The sequence below is a fragment of the Tropicibacter alexandrii genome, assembly GCF_003667315.2.
Taxonomy (GTDB): Bacteria; Pseudomonadota; Alphaproteobacteria; order Rhodobacterales; family Rhodobacteraceae; genus Tropicibacter; species Tropicibacter alexandrii.
In genome coordinates this window covers 124,655-143,755 of sequence record NZ_RCTZ02000013.1, presented here as the reverse complement: position 1 = coordinate 143,755, position 19,101 = coordinate 124,655, and the positions used below count along the sequence as shown (strand labels likewise).

The 19,101-nt window shown below is 58.3% G+C and carries 13 protein-coding genes; 6 read left to right on the top strand and 7 right to left on the bottom strand.

All coding sequences use genetic code 11. The annotated features are described in order from the left end of the window. Positions 1–224 precede the first annotated feature (224 nt). The gene (locus D8Z78_RS16675; protein ID WP_008335991.1) at positions 225–629 is read right to left on the bottom strand and encodes a single-stranded DNA-binding protein; all 405 of its coding nucleotides are present in this window, start codon (positions 627–629) and stop codon (positions 225–227) included. 427 nt (positions 630–1,056) lie between these two features. Between D8Z78_RS16675 and D8Z78_RS16670 the strand changes: the two genes are divergently transcribed. The 6 genes from D8Z78_RS16670 to D8Z78_RS16645 all read left to right on the top strand — a co-directional run bounded on the left by D8Z78_RS16670 (position 1,057) and on the right by D8Z78_RS16645 (position 12,013). After that, positions 1,057–1,236, top strand: a complete 180-nt coding sequence (locus tag D8Z78_RS16670; protein WP_338064689.1) for a hypothetical protein — start codon at positions 1,057–1,059, stop codon at positions 1,234–1,236. A 248-nt stretch (positions 1,237–1,484) separates the two neighbouring features. Next, a complete protein-coding gene (locus D8Z78_RS16665; RefSeq protein ID WP_128910828.1) occupies positions 1,485–6,506 on the top strand; it encodes an AAA domain-containing protein in 5,022 nt (1,673 codons plus the stop codon). Between the two features lie 17 nt (positions 6,507–6,523). Next, the gene (locus tag D8Z78_RS16660) at positions 6,524–8,383 is read left to right on the top strand and encodes a PIN domain-containing protein (RefSeq protein WP_164932991.1); all 1,860 of its coding nucleotides are present in this window, start codon (positions 6,524–6,526) and stop codon (positions 8,381–8,383) included. 50 nt (positions 8,384–8,433) lie between these two features. Then, positions 8,434–9,573, top strand: coding sequence for a hypothetical protein (locus tag D8Z78_RS16655; RefSeq protein WP_128910827.1), 1,140 nt, complete (start codon positions 8,434–8,436; stop codon positions 9,571–9,573). Further along, positions 9,570–11,408, top strand: coding sequence for an AAA family ATPase (locus D8Z78_RS16650; RefSeq protein ID WP_121633933.1), 1,839 nt, complete (start codon positions 9,570–9,572; stop codon positions 11,406–11,408). The genes D8Z78_RS16655 and D8Z78_RS16650 overlap by 4 nt, the downstream gene beginning before the upstream one ends. After that, positions 11,405–12,013, top strand: a complete 609-nt coding sequence (locus D8Z78_RS16645) for a 4Fe-4S single cluster domain-containing protein (RefSeq protein ID WP_121633931.1) — start codon at positions 11,405–11,407, stop codon at positions 12,011–12,013. Before D8Z78_RS16650 ends, D8Z78_RS16645 begins: the two co-directional genes overlap by 4 nt. 106 nt (positions 12,014–12,119) lie before the next feature. Here the strand turns inward: D8Z78_RS16645 and D8Z78_RS24700 are convergent, their stop codons facing one another. The 6 genes from D8Z78_RS24700 to repA all read right to left on the bottom strand — a co-directional run bounded on the left by D8Z78_RS24700 (position 12,120) and on the right by repA (position 18,984). Continuing rightward, positions 12,120–12,284, bottom strand: coding sequence for a hypothetical protein (locus D8Z78_RS24700; RefSeq protein ID WP_009574204.1), 165 nt, complete (start codon positions 12,282–12,284; stop codon positions 12,120–12,122). Positions 12,285–12,672: 388 nt separating this feature from the next. Then, entirely contained in the window at positions 12,673–13,146 is a 474-nt protein-coding gene (locus tag D8Z78_RS16640) for a hypothetical protein (RefSeq protein ID WP_121633927.1), read from the bottom strand. A 99-nt stretch (positions 13,147–13,245) separates the two neighbouring features. Beyond that, the gene (locus D8Z78_RS16635) at positions 13,246–15,414 is read right to left on the bottom strand and encodes a ParB/RepB/Spo0J family partition protein (protein WP_121633925.1); all 2,169 of its coding nucleotides are present in this window, start codon (positions 15,412–15,414) and stop codon (positions 13,246–13,248) included. 106 nt (positions 15,415–15,520) lie between these two features. Further along, on the bottom strand, positions 15,521–16,576 hold the full coding sequence (gene repC, locus D8Z78_RS16630) for a plasmid replication protein RepC (RefSeq protein WP_038068692.1): 1,056 nt from the start codon (positions 16,574–16,576) through the stop codon (positions 15,521–15,523). A gap of 240 nt (positions 16,577–16,816) precedes the next feature. Then, a complete protein-coding gene (gene repB, locus D8Z78_RS16625) occupies positions 16,817–17,785 on the bottom strand; it encodes a plasmid partitioning protein RepB (RefSeq protein ID WP_233678008.1) in 969 nt (322 codons plus the stop codon). Then, the gene (gene repA, locus D8Z78_RS16620) at positions 17,785–18,984 is read right to left on the bottom strand and encodes a plasmid partitioning protein RepA (protein ID WP_028288490.1); all 1,200 of its coding nucleotides are present in this window, start codon (positions 18,982–18,984) and stop codon (positions 17,785–17,787) included. The genes repB and repA overlap by 1 nt, the downstream gene beginning before the upstream one ends. Positions 18,985–19,101 lie beyond the last annotated feature (117 nt).

The following is a 19,101-nucleotide window of genomic DNA, read 5'->3' as shown; positions in this document are numbered from 1 at the left end:
TTACAACGAAGAGCTCACGGCTAAAATAGCCGCTGAGTGACGAACTCCAACGTCTCCGGTAAACCCGGACTGGTTCAAAATCTAGCTCGTGCGCACGTTGAACAATTAGGCGCATTCAAGGCGCTCAGCACCGGTAGGCAAGCGTGGATGCCTTTTCCAGTGGCCCGAAGAGACTTTTAGCCCGGCGGGTTTTCCCGCCGGGCCCGAGGAGGAGACCCCGTTCCTCAGAACGGGATCTCGTCGTCGCGGTCGACCAGCTCGGGGTTTTCATTCTCGGCCGACTTCGGGCGGCTCAGGAAGTCGACCTTCTCGGCGATGATTTCGCAGCCGTAGCGGTCGTTCCCCATGCTGTCGATCCACTTGGTGTAGTGGATGCGACCGTGGACGAGGACCTTCATGCCCTTTTCGCAGTGCTCCGCGACCGTCTTGCCGAGACCGTTGAAGCAGGTGATGCGGTGCCATTCGGTGTCCATGACCCGGTAGCCGTTCTCGTCGCGCATCACACGGCCTTCCGAGAGGCGGGGGCGCGAGGTGGCGAGGCTGAAGTTGGTGATCTTGGTGCCGCTCTGGGTGGTGCGGACTTCGGGGGTCTGACCGATGTTGCCGGCGAGGATGACGATGTTCTGCATGATAAGCTCCTGTGTTTCCTGTCTTCGGGACCGTCCCTTCGACAAGACCCTGAAAAAGCCCGTCGGGTGATGCGTGCACGGTGGACAGTATGGACACCGGACACCCCCAGAGGACCGGGGTGGAGCGGGCAGGACGCCAAAGGCGGCCAACACGGCCCGGACTGACGCGGGGTTGCGCGCAGGAGACCGAACGGGATTAGGGGATTGTCAGTCGAAGGGATGGCCCAGGAGACAGAGAGATGCGGGGAGCCCATGCCAGACCATGTCCCCTTGCCAATCGGACTGTTTGACCCAAAGCCAAGCATCCCACCAGCGGCCAAAGTGGCGATCACCAGTTCTCGTCCCACTGCCCTTGCCTGCTGGGAAATGCAGGGCCCTGCCGCGACATGCTAGCGATACCGGAACATCCAGGACCCGGCACGCATCAATGGCTTATTACGATCTCGAGGCACTGTCGCTCGGCGAGCTGACGAAAATTCAGGAGGACGTCGCCAAGGCGATCTCCACATTCGAGGATCGTCAGAAGGCGGAGGCCCGCGCCAAGGCGGAAGCTTTCGCCCAACCCTCTAAGCGAGAGCGCCGAAGTCATCTTGCGACCGCACCGTAGCGATGGGGCAGAAGAGCCATTTGCCGTCGGTCGTGCGAGGAGCAATGTCAGGCTTGGTGCAAGCGCAAGCGACGGTTTGCCTACCGATGCAACTGCGCCGCAAATACCCTCGATAGCCGCAGCGATGGTTTCGAGACACGCACCGAACCGCCTCCCCTTCATCGCGAAGGGTAATCCGGCCACGTTCGATCACTCTGGCGTCGCGCCCGACTCTTCAGGGCCATGCGCCGCGGCATTGGCGCCCGTGGTTGGCTGTCGGCGAAAACCGTGACGAAAACCTGTTCCGCAATTGGTATTTTGGCATATTTACATCAAGTTACCTCTTTGGCACGCTCTGTCTGCGGTCGACGACCGAGGCAACGCGGGAGCGAACATTGGATTTCACCACCAGAGGAACTAATCCACAATTTCTCCCTGATGGCATCGAAATCCTCCTTGTTGATCATCTGCGGAAGATTTTCCGAGAGGATGAACGAGAACTCGAATCTCTTAACAAGCGCCTGGAGCAGGCTCGACAAGATGCCGAACGACTGAAGTCAAAGGCCAAAGACGCCGCCGATTTGCGGCTCCTAAAACTTCAAGCCTGCCTGGTTAAAGCCAACACCACCTGTGACCACGTCGCGGCGGAGCTAAGGAGCTTCGAGGGCAACCGGGAAAAGTGCCAAGACTTGATTTTAAGGGCGCGCGAGGGGAGGTGGTCGAAGACAGAAAATGCGATAGCGAAGGAATTTGCCGACGATGCGCTGTCAGATCTGAAGCAGGAGATCGCGCGAGCCGAGACGCAGATCGAGGATTTACGGAAACGACATGACGAGACGTCACAAGAGACACAGTTCCTGACGGAAGCGAAGAACGCTGCCGAGCAGCAATTGTTTCTCTTGCTGGGAGGGGGGACTCCACCGGCATTTCATGAAGCTCTGAGAAAGCGCGAGACAGATCTCGAAGCGGAATTTCAGGCGGAATCAGAAGAAAACGTGGATCTATTGAGGACGCGTGAAAGCGATGTTTTGACTGCGGAAGTCGATTTGAATCGGCTGAACGGCGAGATGGAGGCCGCTCGTGCACGGACCTCGCAAATGGCCTTGGCTGGGCGGATCGGGCGGATCGCACGAAATCTCGATCCGCGGAACTTGGTCTGGCGTAGTGAAGCTTCCATTCGAAAGGACATCGACACCCGACTGCAGGAATTGGACACTGCAAGCGCGGATGTAGAGCGTATCAGGAAAGAGTTGGCAGACCTGCGGGCCACTTACGAGACAGAGCTTGAGGCGCTGCCGGAGTCTCTGCGCGGAAAGCTGATCGACGAAACCAAAGCGAATTTGAGTGTTATCTCAAACAAGCTCGCGAACATCGAGCGGATGGTCCACGAAATCAAATCCGAACTGGAAGCGCACGAATCTGAACTTTCGAAATACCGAAAGGAATTTGAGGTCGAGCATCAGCGGCATGTGACGGCTCGCTTGGATAACATGCTCTGTCACGCACAAACTGCGCTCGACGAAAACGAAAAAGAGATAGACGACGCGGCCGGGCGACTGCAACGTGCAGAACAGATCCGAGCGCGCTTTTTGAGTATGATCGACGGGCGACGTGCAAGGCTGGAAGCCGCACTTGCTGATTGCGATGGTCGGGCCAGAGCGCATCTCGAACCGCTCCAGCGCGCCGAGGCTCGTTTGCGTCGCCGGCTTCAGGATCGTGCGCAAAAGGCGGGAATGGTTCATGACCCGAAGACTGGCACGTTCCGGGAGCAGGAGGTTCCTCAACTCGAGACTGCTGTTGCCCGACCGACCTATCGACGGCGCGGCGAGGCCTTGTCCTCTCTTGCGACCTTGCCGGTCTTGCTCCAGCGCCGCGAGCAAACAGGCTATGTGAGCAAGGATGATGAAAGACTTGCGACGGTCTTTGCAGCCATTCGTGACGAAGTGGAGCCAAGTGAAGCCGAGCGCCCCGAATTCATCGACCGTTTCTGCGACATTGTCTTTGGCGATGACGAGGAGGAACGGCCGTTTTTCGTCTCCCTGGTGTCAAAGAAGGATGAGCAGCTGCTTGTTCTGGTTCGACCTGCAGAAGTGCTGCCGCAACTGCAAAGCTGCTTGCCTGAGGCAATGTCGGTTTGCCTGCTTTGCCGGCTCGATTACGGCTCCAGAAATACGCCGGACAACACGACGCTTCTAGTTCTGGACGCTGCGGTAGTTCCGGATTGCGCGCCCCGCCCGTTTGAGGCAGTAGCTTCTTTTTTGCGCTATACATCGCGACGCTCGTTGCCAGCAGCGGCACCTGCACTTGATGAGATCCTAGAGCAAGCGCTAGCTCTACCAGACATGCTGGAGGAAGAGCTCCAGGATCGGTTGACTGACTGGCAAGGCTATCTGGACTGGGCCAACCGCGAGATTTCGCGCAAGGCGCCTTGGGCAGCATTGGGACCCGGCGAGTGGGAAGACAATGCCTGGAATGGTGTTGTCATTTGTGAAGGTGCTGCGGCGGTCCGCCATATTTCCGGTGCCCGCCTGACGAAGGACACACGCCGCAGTGTTGAGCTCTATCCATTGGAAGAACCCTGGAAGCAGGGTGATCGTAAGGGCCGCAACATCCGTTATCGCTGTACTGATTTCAAGGTAATCGGACCCGCTACACTCAGGCAGGATTTCTTGAAGGATTGCCCATGGCCTGACCCCAAAGCCATTCAGGTCCAGCTGAAATTCTCGCGCAAGGCTGATGTGGCTGCGTTGGCCAAGATGGCCGAAAGCACATCGCTTGGATTGAGAGATTTGAGCGAAGCAGCCGGCTCAAAGACGCAACTTGATCGTTACGGGTCAGCCCTGACACAATTGCAGTTCGGGGCGAGCGGTCGGCGGCAAGCCAACCGCTTGCCCGCTGCCCCCTATTTGATGGCGTCGCTTTTCAACGTGGCGCTGGCGGCAAAGCCATCAGACAGGCCTGATCGGCTTTTGAATGAGCAGATCGCCCAGATGTACCGGCTTAACGAGGATCAAAAAGCTGCCGTCGGCGTCATGCTGGCCGCGCCCGAAATCGCCTATGTTCAGGGCCCGCCGGGAACCGGAAAAACCACGATGATCGCTGCGGCTTGCGCGCACTTCGTCAGGTCGGGGCATCGCGTGCTGATTGCCTCGCAGACCAACCTTGCGGTCGAGAACGCCCTTGATCGCCTGAGGGATGACCCCGAGGTTCGACAGCTTTGGCTAAGCAAAAACGACGGAGAGGAAAGGAAATCGACAGCTGTCGCCGAGTGGTATGGGATGGCCGCAGAACATGTGAAACAGAAGGTGAGCGGGCCGCTCAAGTCGCTGACAGCAGAGGTCAAGCAACTGCAGATCTGGCTCGGGCGCGCCCAAAAGCTGGACGATGAACGAAGGGTTTCCGATGCGGACATTGCGGCGCGCAAGGATACGCTCAAGCGAGCCAATGCACGGCTGGACGAGGTGAAAGCGCTCCAGAAGGCGGCGTCAGAAGCTAACAGGCGTGCGGCATGGTGGGGCATGGCTCGCAACGCGCTTGCGAATTTGGAGGATTGGGATCCCTCCTGCTTTGGTCCTGAGCTCGCGCCAGATGTGGCCGATTTGCTCGCAGTGATTGCCAAGCACGACGGACGGAGGGCGCATCTTGACGTATCGGCGCACGCCCTGCATGGCCAAGTGCGAGAATTGATCTGCGACATTCAATCCCGGTTGAGGGACGAAGAAGATCAGGTTGGCCGAGAGAGGGCCGAAGGCGCAAGACAGCGGATACTCGATGCATGGCCGACTAAAGGGGCCCCCGAAGCGGAAGGATCCGGCGACGACGAGGCGAGTGCAAAAACCGAAGCAGAGGCCGATCGCGCGCGTCGGATTGCACAGCAGGCCCTGGACGATGCATGCAGCCGTGGCGATACGATCCATGAGCAGTGTGTGAAACTGTTGTCGGGGGCGAGTGAATTTCTCGATCTTCCGGCCGAATCGTCGCCGTCAGACCTTTCAGCCGCAATTGCCCAGATCAAGGGCATTCTGGACTTGCAAGCAAGCCGCCTCGCAGAAGCCAATCCACTTGAGGATTGGTTGCCTTTGCTGGATCAATGGGTTGGCGACCTGAAGCAGCAGGCAGAGAAACCCTCCGCCACGGATCGCATGGGCGAACGCTATGTGCGCAGCGCCAATGTCATCGGAATCACGTGCAACGCCGACTTCAGGATCCTGTCAGATAACGGATTTTCCAGCTTTGATGTGGTGATCGTTGACGAGGTCAGCAAGGCGACTCCGCTGGAGTTGTTGCGCCCGATGCTTCTTGCCCCCAAGACGATCCTTGTCGGTGATCACCGGCAGCTTCCTCCTACGTTCGAGTTTGCGTCTTTCTCGAACCCGGACACGGCTCCCACGGACGACGAGGATGCGGATGCTTTGGAGCGTGAGGCAGAATTGCTTCGTAAATACGAGCGTTTGACGACGGCATCGCTGTTCCGCGACGGCTTTGCCGAAATAGACCCCCGTAGCAGGGCAGCCCTGAACACCCAATACCGCATGCATCCGCAGATCATGTCGCTGATCAATCGTTTCTACGACGGGCGATTGCAATCCGGACTGACCGATCCGGATGGGTTGGATACCAGCGCCAGATGGTCATGGAGGACACATGGCCTAAACCTGAACTCGCGAACCGGCGGACAATATCTTACAGAAAGTCTTCATGCGCTGTGGATCGACAGTTCGGAAGATGAAGCCGGAAAGGTTGCCTACGAGGACAGCGACGGGACCGGCATCGGAAACAAGCTTGAGGCACGGCTCGTTGCCCAAGTCGTCGAGGACCTCGTCAATACCTGCGAACGGGAACACCGCACCAAGACCATCGCCGTCGCCACTTTTTACAACCGCCAGAAAAGGTTGATCCGCAAAGAACTCGAGTCCAGGCTCGGCCAGCGTTTCAAGGGCCTGCAAATAGACGTCGAGACGGTCGACCGATTCCAGGGGAAGGAGGCGGACATCGTGATCGTGAGCATGGTTCGCAACAGATCTCGGCGTTTGGGCAAGAACTCCAATCCGGCGAAATTCGAAAGGATCAATGTGGCGTTCTCGCGGGCGCGCGATCTCTTGGTGGTGATCGGAGCGCGAAAGACCTTCGAGCGATTTGAGGTTGCGATCGAACCTGTTGACGGTGGCGCGCCGCGACGCACCCCCGTCTATGGGCAGATCATCGGTGACATCAAGGAACTTGGCGGTCTCTGGCAGGCCAAAGATATCCTTGGGCCAAAACCGCTGCGCTCCGAGAGGAATAACCTATGAGGCTAGGAGAGGTATCTGTGTGGTTTCCGGTCCTGCACCTTTGTGCAAAGGTAACCTATCGCCTCCTTCCGGAACTCACTCCACTGCACCGGGCTCTGGAAGAGGCAGTGGTTCGGTTTTCGCAAAGCGACAACACCTTGGCCAAAGCACCGATCGGAAGCTTGTTTCGGGAGGTTTTTGGCGTGTCGGGCGCAAGGGAAATCTTGCCCGATGTGCTGGGCGATCTTATCGAACGCGGGCGCGTTCATCGGGTCGCAGAGCACGAAACCGACCCGTCCTTGCTCCGCCTTGTCGATCTTGCGCCCGGGCCCGAGAAGCCGAATGGTGCGTGTGCGGCGGAGCCGTCAGAGCAAGCCCGAAAATCGGCACAGGATCGAACAATCGAGCGGTTCTTTGATCCGGTGCTAGAAGAAATCGTTGAGGCCGGTGTTCTGCTGACCGAGCCCGAGGAGGGGAGCCGCTTCCGTATCCCTGTCGATCCTTTCGCGACCGATCCTCCTCGGCATTGGATCGACGGCGAACTCAGGGCTGAATTGCAGGACGACATGCAAGTATACAATGCAACCTGTGAGAAGATTGGTCATCGATGGCGCCGCAGCGACGCGATGCTTGTCCTCAATGACGGCGAGCTTTCCTTCGAATGCAGCGACCCGCGCGAGAGCGAGTACCTACGCGGTCTTCCGCAAACGGTGCGGCGTTCCTGGTTGTTGCCGGACCGCCAGGACGGATCGAACCACTCCCGCCTTGACGATGATGCCGAGGTCTCGCTCCATTGCCGTTTGCCCGAGAGGCTTGGTGGGCTGACATTGGTTCGTGGCTTGCCCGAGACTATATCGACTGAATTGGATTTTCCGTCATTGGCCGTCCTGGCCAAGCTCGATCCCGTGGCGGGGGTAACCGCGCCGACCTTCATTTCGCCGCCGGCCCGGGGGCAAGCCATGCGGGTGGCTTATCCGCGCGAAGACAATCCAGGTATCGCGGGTGTCTTTCTGGCGAGCGAGGGGCGCGAATACCTTAGGTTGCCCATCATATGGGAAGGATTGCACGCTGAAATCGGGGTGTTCCGCAGGACAGGTGGCTTTGCGCAGAGCGGTTCGGAATGGAGCGAACTGGTCGCGGCCCTTGAAAGCGAATGCCGGTTTTCGGAAGCGCCAGAGATATTTGTTCTGCCTGCATTTTGGCTGAAGCCAACAGAGTTTTGGATGGCGCTCATTGATCGGGTCAGGCATGAGCCGGGGTCGCAAACGTGGATGCAAAGGATTGTTGACGCGTTGGAAAATCTGCCGCGCCCTGTCATTGAAGGGCTGGTCGAAACCTTGGCGAGTGAACCCTCACTGGCTCAATTCCGACGTTCACAGCCTGAACTCGGCAGACTCGACCCCACGGCAACGGAACTTGCTTCCGAAATTAATGAGCAATCTCGGGAGGTCGGGCATATTCCGCCCGAATGCGACAGGGTCGTCGCATTTGATACCTCTGCTATTCTTGAGTTCGGCGACCTCGCCGATCACCTCTTGCCGACAGATTTTTTTGTTTTTCCGCAAACGGTTGCGGACGAAATCGAAAGGAAGAAAACACAGCGAGACGACTTCCGATGGAAAAGTCGGAAGAATTTGCGCGCAATTTCGACTCTTCCGAAAAATCAATGGACGGCACCTTTCCCTGATGTGAGCTACCTAAAGTCAGGCGACAATCGAAATGCAGATGGAGAGATTATTGCAGTCCTGATTCCGTACCGTCAGCCAGATCGCAAAATCATTCTCGTCTCGCAGGACCTGGATTTCGTGCCGAGGTGCAAATCATACGATATCGATGTGATGACGGCAGAAGATTTCATAGCCGAATCAAAGACACGGCGGAGGGACATCCAGAAATGAGCTTTGTGGCAGATAGGCGTTGGCGAATAGAAGCTCAAAAGCGAAGAGAGATGTATCTCGACCGCATCCGGGACACTACAGCGCGATATGCCGAACGAAATCTTGAACGCCTTGATGCCTTGGCTGAACAAGGTTTGGATGTTTTCGTTGCAAAAGATTACGGCGATTGCCGCAGGGCGCTTGCGCGGGTCGAACAATTGTTAAGAAGAGACCCGGAACAAGCGCGGGATGAAAACATCCGCTTGTCTGGCATGATGCGTGGCTTGAACGGCCGCGCCCGTGAAAACCGTCGCGCCGCTCAGGCCGCTGAGAGAGAAGCGGCAGCCGCAGCCGCCGAGGCCGAGCGAGAAGCCGCGCGCGAACGCCTGGCGGGCGAGCGCGATGCGCGGATCGCACGAAACGCACAGGAGCTGGCTGCACAGGACAATTTGCTCGATATGCTCCGCAAAGCCCGTGCGTCCTTGCCGAGCGCAATCGAGCGAGACCTCTGCCAACAGGATTTGATGGCGCTTCGCCGCGAGATTGAGAGCGCGCCAATCGAGCTTGCGGTTTATGAGCGTCGGCGTTCAGAGCTGGCAAGGCGCCTTGATGCGGTAATGGCGGGCGCCCGAGAGAAGGCCGAAACTCTCAAACTCGCCAAGCAACGCGAAGACGACCGGCGCGAGAAGGAAGCCCTGCTGGAAGACGCGCTGGCGGTCTATGCGCAGTTGGGCGACGATCTGGCCCAAGCAGCGATCAGCGGCTTGCGGCCGACCCTGACCGATGAGGGGCTTACGCTGCAAGACTTGGATGAAAGGCTTTCTGAGATCCGCCAGGCGGCCGATGAACGCGCACTGCAGGAGGCTGCACGACGGCACGTGGTTTCTGGTCTTCTGCGCGAACTGCGCAACGCAGGGTTTGTCGTTTCCGACCCGAAGCTCGAAGCGGGCGAGGCCGCCGCCGTGGTGATCAAAGCACAGCGTCCATCTGGCGCGCAGGCGGCTTTTCGCGTCGATCTGGATGGGATGACTTACAAATTCGATCACTATCAAGGGCAGGCTTGCCTCGATGACGCTGACAAGGTCTTACCTCGGCTGCAGGATATCTACGGGATCGAACTCGAAGAAGAGAAGGTTTCGTGGCGCAATCCGGACATGATTGGAAAATCGGCCAAGCAGTTGCCGGAAGGTTCGGAGGAGCGCAGGAAATGAAACCGGTTCATCATCCTGTATGGTTGCGTAGCTTGGAAACGCATGCGGGCCTGGTGTCTTGCCTAGTCGTTCACGGCGAGGTTCACGATCTGCGCCGCAATCCTTGGACGACAGAGTATCAGCGCGTACCCGAAATGGTCGCCGCGGCACTTCGCGAGGGCGCCTTCAAGTCCGTGATCGAATGGGATCCCGTAACGGGAGTCCACGGCCGCGATGCGGCGAAATGGGAGACCTTGGCCAGCTCGGCAGGGCCGGCCGAGGCTCGGGGTGCGACGTATGCTGTTGCTCCGGATGCGCGTTTCGACAGTGCGGAACCTTCGCCGGTTACCGTGGAAGATTTCGTCGCCATAGTGCTCAGGGTACTGTCCGACAAGACCGCGCAGCCGACGGCCTTTGTCGCCAATCTGGCGAACTTTGCGTTCTCATTCGGCCAGAATCCATCACAGAGTGAACGAGACCTACTTGCGCAACTTGCCAAGGCCATTGTCGGCGCGGCGCACCCAGAGGACGCAGGGCAAAAGAACCTGTTGGTTCTGATCACTCCCGCCGCCCACGCGCTTCCCTTGTCGATGCTACCGGGACCGGCGCATCTGCGCGAGGTCGTCGTGCCGCTGCCGGACCGGCAGGAGCGGTCCACTATACTTGGAGACCGGCTCCATCAATGGCGGCTGAAGAACCGACCCAAGGCCGGTCAGGCGGGTTATGAGGACCTGATTGATGCGCTCGACGGGATGTCGTGCCAGGATATTCTGAATATCGAAGGATTGTCTGTCCGATGCGCTGAAACCGAAGAGTTGACGGCAGACAGTCTGTTGAGCCTCTATCGTCATGGTATTCAGACCAGTGCGTGGGAGGCACTCAGCCGCGATAAGCTTCTCTCGATGCCGGCCATGTTGGAAGAGCGCGTCAAAGGCCAAACTCACGCGATCGAGAAAGTCACCGCTGTCACCATTCGAGCCTTTACCGGGCTTTCAGGCTTGCAGCATTCTAGGCGGCAACGAATGCCGAAAGGTTCTCTTTTCTTTGTCGGTCCCACCGGGGTCGGTAAGACGGAACTGGCAAAATCTCTCGCGGAGTTCCTCTTTGGGGACGAAGAGGCGTTCATTCGCTTCGACATGTCAGAGTTCAACCATGAACACAGCGATCAAAGACTCATCGGCGCGCCGCCGGGATACGTCGGCTATGAAGAGGGTGGGCAGTTGACAAATGCCATCCGAAAGCGTCCTTTTTGCGTCCTCCTCTTCGACGAAATCGAGAAGGCCCATGTACGAATTCTCGACAAGTTTCTGCAAATTCTGGAGGATGGCCGCCTTACCGACGGACGTGGTCAAACCGTGAGCTTCTCGGAAGCAATCATAATATTCACCTCAAACATTGGTGCAGCCGAGATAGCTCCGACATTGACCGACGAAGAGACGAGGAAGGCTTTCAACAGCAGCGTGCGGGATCATTTCGTTAGAGAAATGGGGCGACCTGAACTTTTGAACCGAATTGGTGACAATATCGTCGCGTTCAACTTTGTTCGTGACAGGAGCTTTCTGGCTGAAATCATGCGGAGCAAACTTGGTTCGCTTCGCGCGCAGCTCCAAGACAAATATGGTATTCGAGCCGTCCGGATCGCTGAGGAACGTGAATTTCTTGAGAAGGTTGCAGGCGAAATCGACCCCACCATGGGCGGACGCGGAGCCATCACCGCATTGACGAAATGGGTGATCGACCCGATTTCCACTTTTCTTTTCAACGAGGTGCCGGATCGGGCCATGTGTATTGGCCAAACGCTTGTTATCGAGTTGGCTGACGAAGATGTGCCTCGTGTGACACTTGAGGCGTCATGACCCGCTATTTGAACATTGCTTCCCGCATACCCTGCACGTCCGTTGAAGGGCCTGGCCTACGCTATGCGCTTTGGGTTCAGGGCTGCGACATCGATTGTCCCGGATGCTGCAATCCGGATTTGTTACCCTTCGTGCGCAGGCAGACCATTCTTTCATCGCGAATCGTGGACGAGATAGAGCAGGCCCGCGACCACTACGGCATTGAAGGGGTCACTTTCCTTGGAGGTGAGCCGTCCTATCAAGCACAAGGGCTAGCGGAGGTCGCCTCCTCCTGCCAGAGACTTGGAATATCCGTAATGGTATTCACCGGCTTCAGGCTGGAACAACTTCGTCGGCGAAATCTGCCGGGAGTTGAAGCGTTGCTTGACCACTCTGATATCGTGGTCGACGGCCCCTTCGTTGCTGCACTGCCGGATCAGAGGCGAAATTGGGTAGGTTCCTCGAACCAGAGGTTCCACTACATGACATCAAGATACGAGCGCTCGATTGAGACGTCATCTTTTGATCGCCCGGCTGTCGAAGTGCGTGTGGGTTTGGACGACCAATTGCGAATGAATGGATTTCCAATGATCCATTCTGCGGAGCCTCCCTTCAAGCCGAGTTGAGACGGAGACGGGTAGATATCGGGCATAGGCGGTCACTCCGCCGTCGATATGCCCAGGGGGCGCACCTGCGCCGCGCCCGGGGCCCAAGGGAGGTGAGGCCGAAGCCTCACCCGAAGGGGTCGTATTCCGAGACGATCACAACCTCGTCGCCATCGATTTCATCGGCGGGGACGGCGCCATAGGTTCCATCACCGGCCTGGAAGACGACGATCGAGACCATGAGCGTGGCGGCGAGGGAGGCGGCGAAGGCGTGTGCATCTTTGCGGGACATCTGTTTGGCTCCTGTCTTGGAGGCGGAGGACCATCCCCCGCGCGACAGGACCCCGCAGGCCCGAAGACTGGCTGACATCACCGGGTGCGTTCGGCTCGTCCGAATCCACTCGGCGGCACGGGTTCGCCCGTAGTCCGACCCCTCGCGGGTTGATCTCGAAGACGGGATTCGGGGCAAGGAAGGGAATGGCGAGCGGGGGATGGTGCGACGGCTGACTGGAGCCGGGTGTCCCGCTGATGCCATCGGTGCCAGCCTCCCAGGCAGGCTTTTCAAGGAATACGTCATTCCGTGTTGGATTGGATTCTATGGTGTCCCGCGATCTCGCGGGAAAGGGTCGTGATGGGTGAAAGGCCCGCGCTTTGGCGGGCCCCTTGGGCTCGTAATGGGCTCAGGCAGCAAGCTCCGCGCCCCCTGCCCTATCGCCGCCCTCGCTGCCGACGATCTCCAGCCGCGCGTTGCGATAGCCTTCTCTGGCGATCCAGAGTTCAGCAGCCGTGACAGACTCGGCCAGGTGGAGCAGCTCCGTGCAACCGCCGAAATCCAGCAGGACACGCACTTGCCCGGGCTGTGGTTCCTCAGCGACCTCGAAGGTCAAGGCGCTATCCGCCGAATGGGTCCGCATGATCGTCACGAGGATGACCCCGTCCGAGGAGAAGTTCCCCTCGTGCAGCGTGAACGAAGCCGGCGCCGTCCAGGTTGGATAGGGTCGCGGCGGCTCCTTTTTGACGAGACGGCCGACGCCGTTCGAGCGCTCCCAGGCCGCGAGCTTCTTCGTGAACCGCGCAGGCGGTTTCGGACTGTTGTCGGTGTAGCGAATGAGCGCCCCCAGGGGCGCAGTGTCGAGAATTGTGGTTGCAGACATGATTCCTCATCCTGAATGCGTCATTTTGCATCCATCATATTGATATTGTTGTATTTTATGTGATCGAGGACGGGTTTCCCCGCCCTCGGATGGCGCAGATCACTCCGCAGCCATCACCGATGCCTCATTGCTCGGCAGGTCAGCGGTGAGGAAGGCGGGAAGGTCGACATCTTCGGCTTGCTCAGCGTCGGAAACGAGCTCAGGCGCCCCCTGCCCTTCCGCGCCATCGAGTGCTGCCAGATCGTGACGGCGCAGAACCTCCGGCAACCAGCCGCTGCCTTTCAGCAGACGCTCGGCTTCACTCGCCATCTCGCCCTTCTTCAGGTGATCGAGGAGTTGCGCCGTCCCCTCCCCTTTCGCCTCGCGCACGGCCTCGAGGATTCGGGCCTTGGGCACACGGTTCAGATAAGTATCGACCGTCGGCTCCCAGCCCGCCTCGACCATGTCGAGTTCGACCGCCTGTGCGACCAAGTCGGACTGTGTCATCCGCTTGGTCAAACCGCCGGCGGAGATACCGGCACCATAAGGGTTCACCTTCTCATGGAGCGCGTTGACCCCGAAGCTGAGGCAATGCGCGAGTAGCGACAGCCGGCTCCCTTGATCAAGGCAGGTCAGGTAGTCCCAGAGCGCGGCATCGTTGCCGAGCGGCAAGTCGGCCTCCCACTCCGCGTGGCGATCGTCCACCAGCTTGGCCACCACGCTGTCCTTCAGGTCGCTCGCCTGCGCGGACATGTAGACGTGACGGACCGAAGCCTCGAGGCAGCTGCCCGCCGAACTGGATGTCCGGAAGGTGTCACCCACGAGCTTCAGAAGCAGCAGCGTCAACGCGACGTCGGGGGAGCGCCCGACAGCTTCGCGCAGTGCCAATGTCCGGTGCGCCGTCAACTCCATGATCAGACGCTCGGGCAACGGTTTCAACGCACCATCGTCCTCGTCGTCGGGCATGTTCGCGCCAAGCACTTGACCAGCAGAGGTGATCACCGTGCCATGGCCGATACCATCCACTTTGCTCCCCGTTGAAAGCTCAACGCCCTGCCCGTCTGCCGCCTGTTCACCGCTGTGGACGTCGGCATCTTGCCGAGGTTCATCCTCGGGCCGGACAAAGCCCCGATAAACTGCAAGCTCGCCATCGCGATCAAGCGTCACGAAAGCCCCTGCCCGCGCGATGTCCTCCGCGTCGAAGATCAGCGGCCGAGCCTCGAGCTTCTCCATCGCGACTTCCAAGTCGCCAAGACGCGCGTCGATCTCTTCAGGGAATTCATCCTGGCCCTCGTATTCCTCCTCGAGCGCCCGGTACTCGGCAAGCAGCTTGGCATGGGCCGCGCCTTCGTCATCCGTCATCGGCGCCGGGTCTCCGCTCAGCCGCCGCAAACCGTGGCTGTAGCCATAGGGCAGGTCGAGCGAGACCTCGATCCATTTCCAACCTTCGGTCGCGATGGCTTCGGCTTCGGCCTGAAGCTTCTCGCTAACCAGACGATCCAGCAGGGCCGGGTCTTCCAGCCAGCCGCCGTCATCGCCCTGGAAGAGGTCGTGCAACATGGTGCCGCCAGCAGCCTCATAGGCATCGACGCCGACAAAGACGGCACGACGATCGGAGGCCCGCACCGAGGTTTCCGTTAGCATCCGCCGGATCTGATAGGGCTCCTTGTTCCACGAAGACTTGATCGCCTCCCAGACCTGAACCTGACGCTCGTGATCCGGATTGACCGTGAAGGCCATCAGCTGCTCCAGCGTCATCTCGTCCTCGGCGTAGAGCTCGAGCAGGGCAGGGGCCACGGCGGCGAGTTTCAGGCGCTGCTTGACCACCTGCGGCGTGACGAAGAAGGCAGCTGCAATCTCTTCGTCGCCCTGACCCTTCTCCCGCAAAGCAACGAAGGCGCGGAACTGGTCGAGCGGATGCAGGGCTGCACGCTGCATGTTCTCAGCGAGCGAGTCGTCTTCGGCGAGGATCGCAGAATTGGCATCCCGTACGATGCAGGGAATGGGCGTCGTCTTGGCCAAGCGTTTCTGCTTCACCAGGAGAGACAGGGCCTGGAAGCGTCTGCCGCCAGCGGGGATTTCGAACTTGCCGGTCTCGGACCCGTCATCCGCCAGAACGGGCCGAACGCTCAGGCTCTGCAGCAACCCGCGGCGGGCGATGTCTTCGGCCAGTTCCTCGACCGAGATGCCGGCCTTGATGCGCCGTACGTTGGACTGGCTTAGCACGAGCTTGTCGAAGGGAATGTCCCGGGACGGGTACAGGGTGACTTTCTGGGCAGATTTCGGCATCAGATCTTCTCCACGACGGGCGCCGGAAGCCACTCTTCCGATCTCACTTCCCGTCACCCCTTTCACAGCCCATCTCTACCTCTCAACATGTCCACCGCGGTGGACATCATGCAGTAGCTGCCCCAGAACGAGAAAGCCTCTCCAACAACAGTGATGGGTTGAAGTCAGTTTCTCTGCGACCGAGCGTGATGCTGTGGAAATACGCTCCAAAGTCTCGGATGCGATTGCTCATCTGGAGAATTATGAAGATGGCGCATGATGCTTTTTGAGAGCCTATCTTCTTAGCAGCTTTTTCGAAGGTGCTTTCGTGGATTCCCATCATTGGAGCGAGCGTTCTCGCGTGGCTTTCAACATCGTGCCAGTTCCTAAGTGAGTTCGTTGCGAACGATGTAGCCTGGTCACAAACGGTTGTGAGCGTTTGCAGGGGAGGTGTTTGGCTGTTGGTCCCGCTTTCTAAATCTTTTTGTTCTTTTTTAGACTTAGAATGGTGGCGGACAGTTTGCCCGTCATTGGCGGGCAGTTTCATTGTTTCTGGTGCGTCCACCGCGGTGGACATCTGTTTGCATTGAGCCTCCAGTTCGCCGAGCAAAGTACGATACTCCGCGATCGAGAGCTTCCTTCGAAGAACTCGGCGTACCTGATGAGTGAGTTCGTTCTCGGGGTCAGCTTCGTCGATCTGAGCAAGTTTGGTTAGGATTTGCTTTCGCAAAAACACGCGATCCCGACGAGCGTTTTCCATCGCTTGGGCTGTCGCAAGTAGTTCGCCGGCACGCGCGAGCAACGGAGCCAGCGACAACCCATAGCTAATGGACTGACCCTCGGAGGACTTCACTCGGTATCTCTTGCGATTTGGGCTGTCGTGGCGCTTCATGAAACCGAGTTCAACAAAGCGATCGATGTGCCTACGGAGGGTTCGTTCATCGATTCCGCCAACTCGACGGCAGATCTCGTCGTTGGAAGCGAAGACTGTGTCTCCATGCCCAGGCTTGAGAAAGCTCAGCATCGCTTGGAGCGTTTGAACATGTCCTGGACGGAGACCGAACAGGCTGCGAGTATCTCTGAGCGCGCGGAAGACTGCCCAGATGTCGGTTTCAGGTGTTGACGTGGCGGGGGTGCCCTTGCCGACGCCAAAGGTCTGAACGGAAAGCTTTGTGAATGCCATGTTTGTTGAACGACGACCGTTGCGGCCCACAACTTCCCCGGCTCTTCCCGCTGTTTTTGGCGAGAAAAGGCAACAAAAAGACGTCCACCGAATCGGTGACTCTTGACCGGTATGTCGGAGATTGCTACATCACAGGTGCTAATCAGATGATGAGGGCTCTCCGGGGGAAACCTTGGGGGGCTCTTTTCTTTTTGGTCTTCGCCTTTCTCCTCTGCTCGTGTTTTTGGTTATGACCGGGGATCAGCTCCCCGAGCCTCTCTCATTCTGCCATTGTTCAAAAAGCTGTCGCAGCGTGGTTTCCGCGCGCTCTTCGAGCCATTGGCCGAATTCCGGGTTGTCCTTGCGGGTGATCTTGATAGCGATCGACTTGCCATCGACTGAAAGTGTGCCGACAGGGCTACCACTATTGTCCTTTACCACGGTCGTTTGGCCACGGGCGCTTTGGTCGGCCGCGCCACGCGCCTTGCTGGAGCAAGCAACATAGACGGCTTGAAACTTGTCCGAGCTTGGAGTGGTGTCAGGCAGAGAGGCAAGTGTCTCACGCGCAATGTCGACAAGCGGAACCTTCTCTGAAAGTGCAGCAAGATCACCCCATTGGCGTCGACCTACGCCATGAGCCGGGCCGATAAGCCGGACAAGTTCGTCAGGCAGCTGCTCGATGACTACACGATGGTTCGACACACCTTGCCGGGTGAGGCCTAGGGCGTCCTGAATGACGCCAGGCTTGTAACCGGCCTCCTGCATCTCTTTGATAAAAAGAGATTTTTCAATGAAGGACGGATCCAGCCGCAGGTTGTTTTCCTGACCTTGCGCGATCAGAGAAGCATCATCATCGAGCGTTCGAACGATCGCTTTGACGGTTCCACCAACTCTTCGAATGGCTGCAAGTCTGCGACGCCCGTAGATGATGCGGTATCGATCCGGTTGGTCAGAGGGGCGAACCATGATCGGCACTTGCTGACCATGCTTGCGAATGCTTTCGGCGAGATCTTCAATGCTACTATCTTCTAGGATCAGGCGATCCCGGAGGCCATCCATATCGATCCGGTCGGGTTCGATATCTCGGATTGAGTTGGCAGTGATTTCCCGGAGAGAGTCCCGCAATCCGCCAACCGAGCCAGGTAGCTTCGAGGATTTGACCGGGGCAGGGGAGGGGGCTGCCGACTCTTTCTCGTCTTTCGGTGGCTGGTTGAAGATATTTCGAGCCATCAGCGACGCCCCCATGCCATTTGGATTGTCTGCTCCAGCTCATCGGCAACGCTGTTCACGCTGGTCAAAGCCCGATCAATGGTCTTCCGAATGAGCTGGCTCGGGTCTACCTCATAGATGGTTTGCTGAGTCATGCCGGCGTCAGAAATGGCTGTCGACTTCAGCATCGGTTCAGTCATGACTTGGCCCGCAAGGATTGAACGTAGGTACCCGGCCATTTGCGTTTGTGGTCCGTCCGACGGCTCGTAGCGTGTGATCAGGAACTTTACGAAGTCCCAAGTGACATGTCGTCCAATCGCCTCTTCGACGGCTTTGACCGTTTCCGAAGCGAGTTTGAGGAACTGGCTCATCGAAGCGATGTCGAGCATGCCGGGGACGACCGTCACAAGTAAGCCCGTGGACGCTGCCAATGCTGTCAATGTCAGGAAGCCCAACTGCGGAGGGCAATCGATCAGCACGATGTCATAGTCTGAGTCGACTTCCTCTAGCGCCAGAGCAAGACGCTCTGCAAAAATCGGCTGAACCCTGCGCGCAAGGGCATTCGCTGTCTCGGTTTCGTACTCGGACAACATCAAGCCAGCCGGGACCATGTCGAGCTTGTGGAAGTATGTTTTCTGGATGACCTCCGAGAGCGGAACCTGATCATCGTATCTCAATGCGTCGTAGATTGTGCCGCCTTCGGCGAATTCGAGCTCAGGCCGGAAGCCGAAAAATGTCGTCAAACTGGCCTGCGGGTCGAGGTCCAGAACAAGCACGCGGTAGCCACGCAGGGCATACCTGTGTGCCAAATGGATTGTCGCTGTTGTCTTCGAGCTGCCGCCTTTGAAATTCACGACCGAAATGACCTGAAGACGGTCACCGTCTCGGCGGCCAGGTCTGTACGCGTCAGCATTTTTGCCTGTCCGCGCCAAAATGTTGCGGAGGTCGTCAACTTCTTCGGCCGTGTAGAACCTATGACCGCGACCGTCAGTGTGAACTTCTGGGAAGCTGCCATCTTTGTGGCGGTTGCGCAGGTTCGACGTACTAACGCGCAGCAACTCGGCGACCTCGGTCGAGCTGAAGCGGCGCAAGGACTTGCGTTCTTCTGGCTCGAACGCAACTTTCATCTGCCGGTCAAGCGACTCAGCAAGACTGTCTGCGAATGCTCCGATGTCAGAAGAGCCTATGCCTTGCGCGTAGCCCGTATTTCGATCATCCATGTTCTGCCGCCTCTCATGGCCTTTGCTAAGGCTCTTTGTCGTTCTGACGGTCGAAGCCACGTCTGACGCGTTTTGCCGTCAGAATGGAAATGCCACGAACATCTGAGTCCGGCAAGA

Coding starts and splice junctions, on each gene's coding strand:
- D8Z78_RS16655 (WP_128910827.1), top strand. CDS start 8,434: ATGTATCTCGACCGCATCCGGGACACTACAGCGCGATATGCCGAACGA.
- repB (WP_233678008.1), bottom strand. CDS start 17,785: ATGGCTCGAAATATCTTCAACCAGCCACCGAAAGACGAGAAAGAGTCG.
- repA (WP_028288490.1), bottom strand. CDS start 18,984: ATGGATGATCGAAATACGGGCTACGCGCAAGGCATAGGCTCTTCTGAC.
- repC (WP_038068692.1), bottom strand. CDS start 16,576: ATGGCATTCACAAAGCTTTCCGTTCAGACCTTTGGCGTCGGCAAGGGC.
- D8Z78_RS16645 (WP_121633931.1), top strand. CDS start 11,405: ATGACCCGCTATTTGAACATTGCTTCCCGCATACCCTGCACGTCCGTT.
- D8Z78_RS24700 (WP_009574204.1), bottom strand. CDS start 12,284: ATGTCCCGCAAAGATGCACACGCCTTCGCCGCCTCCCTCGCCGCCACG.
- D8Z78_RS16650 (WP_121633933.1), top strand. CDS start 9,570: ATGAAACCGGTTCATCATCCTGTATGGTTGCGTAGCTTGGAAACGCAT.
- D8Z78_RS16675 (WP_008335991.1), bottom strand. CDS start 629: ATGCAGAACATCGTCATCCTCGCCGGCAACATCGGTCAGACCCCCGAA.
- D8Z78_RS16670 (WP_338064689.1), top strand. CDS start 1,057: ATGGCTTATTACGATCTCGAGGCACTGTCGCTCGGCGAGCTGACGAAA.
- D8Z78_RS16640 (WP_121633927.1), bottom strand. CDS start 13,146: ATGTCTGCAACCACAATTCTCGACACTGCGCCCCTGGGGGCGCTCATT.
- D8Z78_RS16635 (WP_121633925.1), bottom strand. CDS start 15,414: ATGCCGAAATCTGCCCAGAAAGTCACCCTGTACCCGTCCCGGGACATT.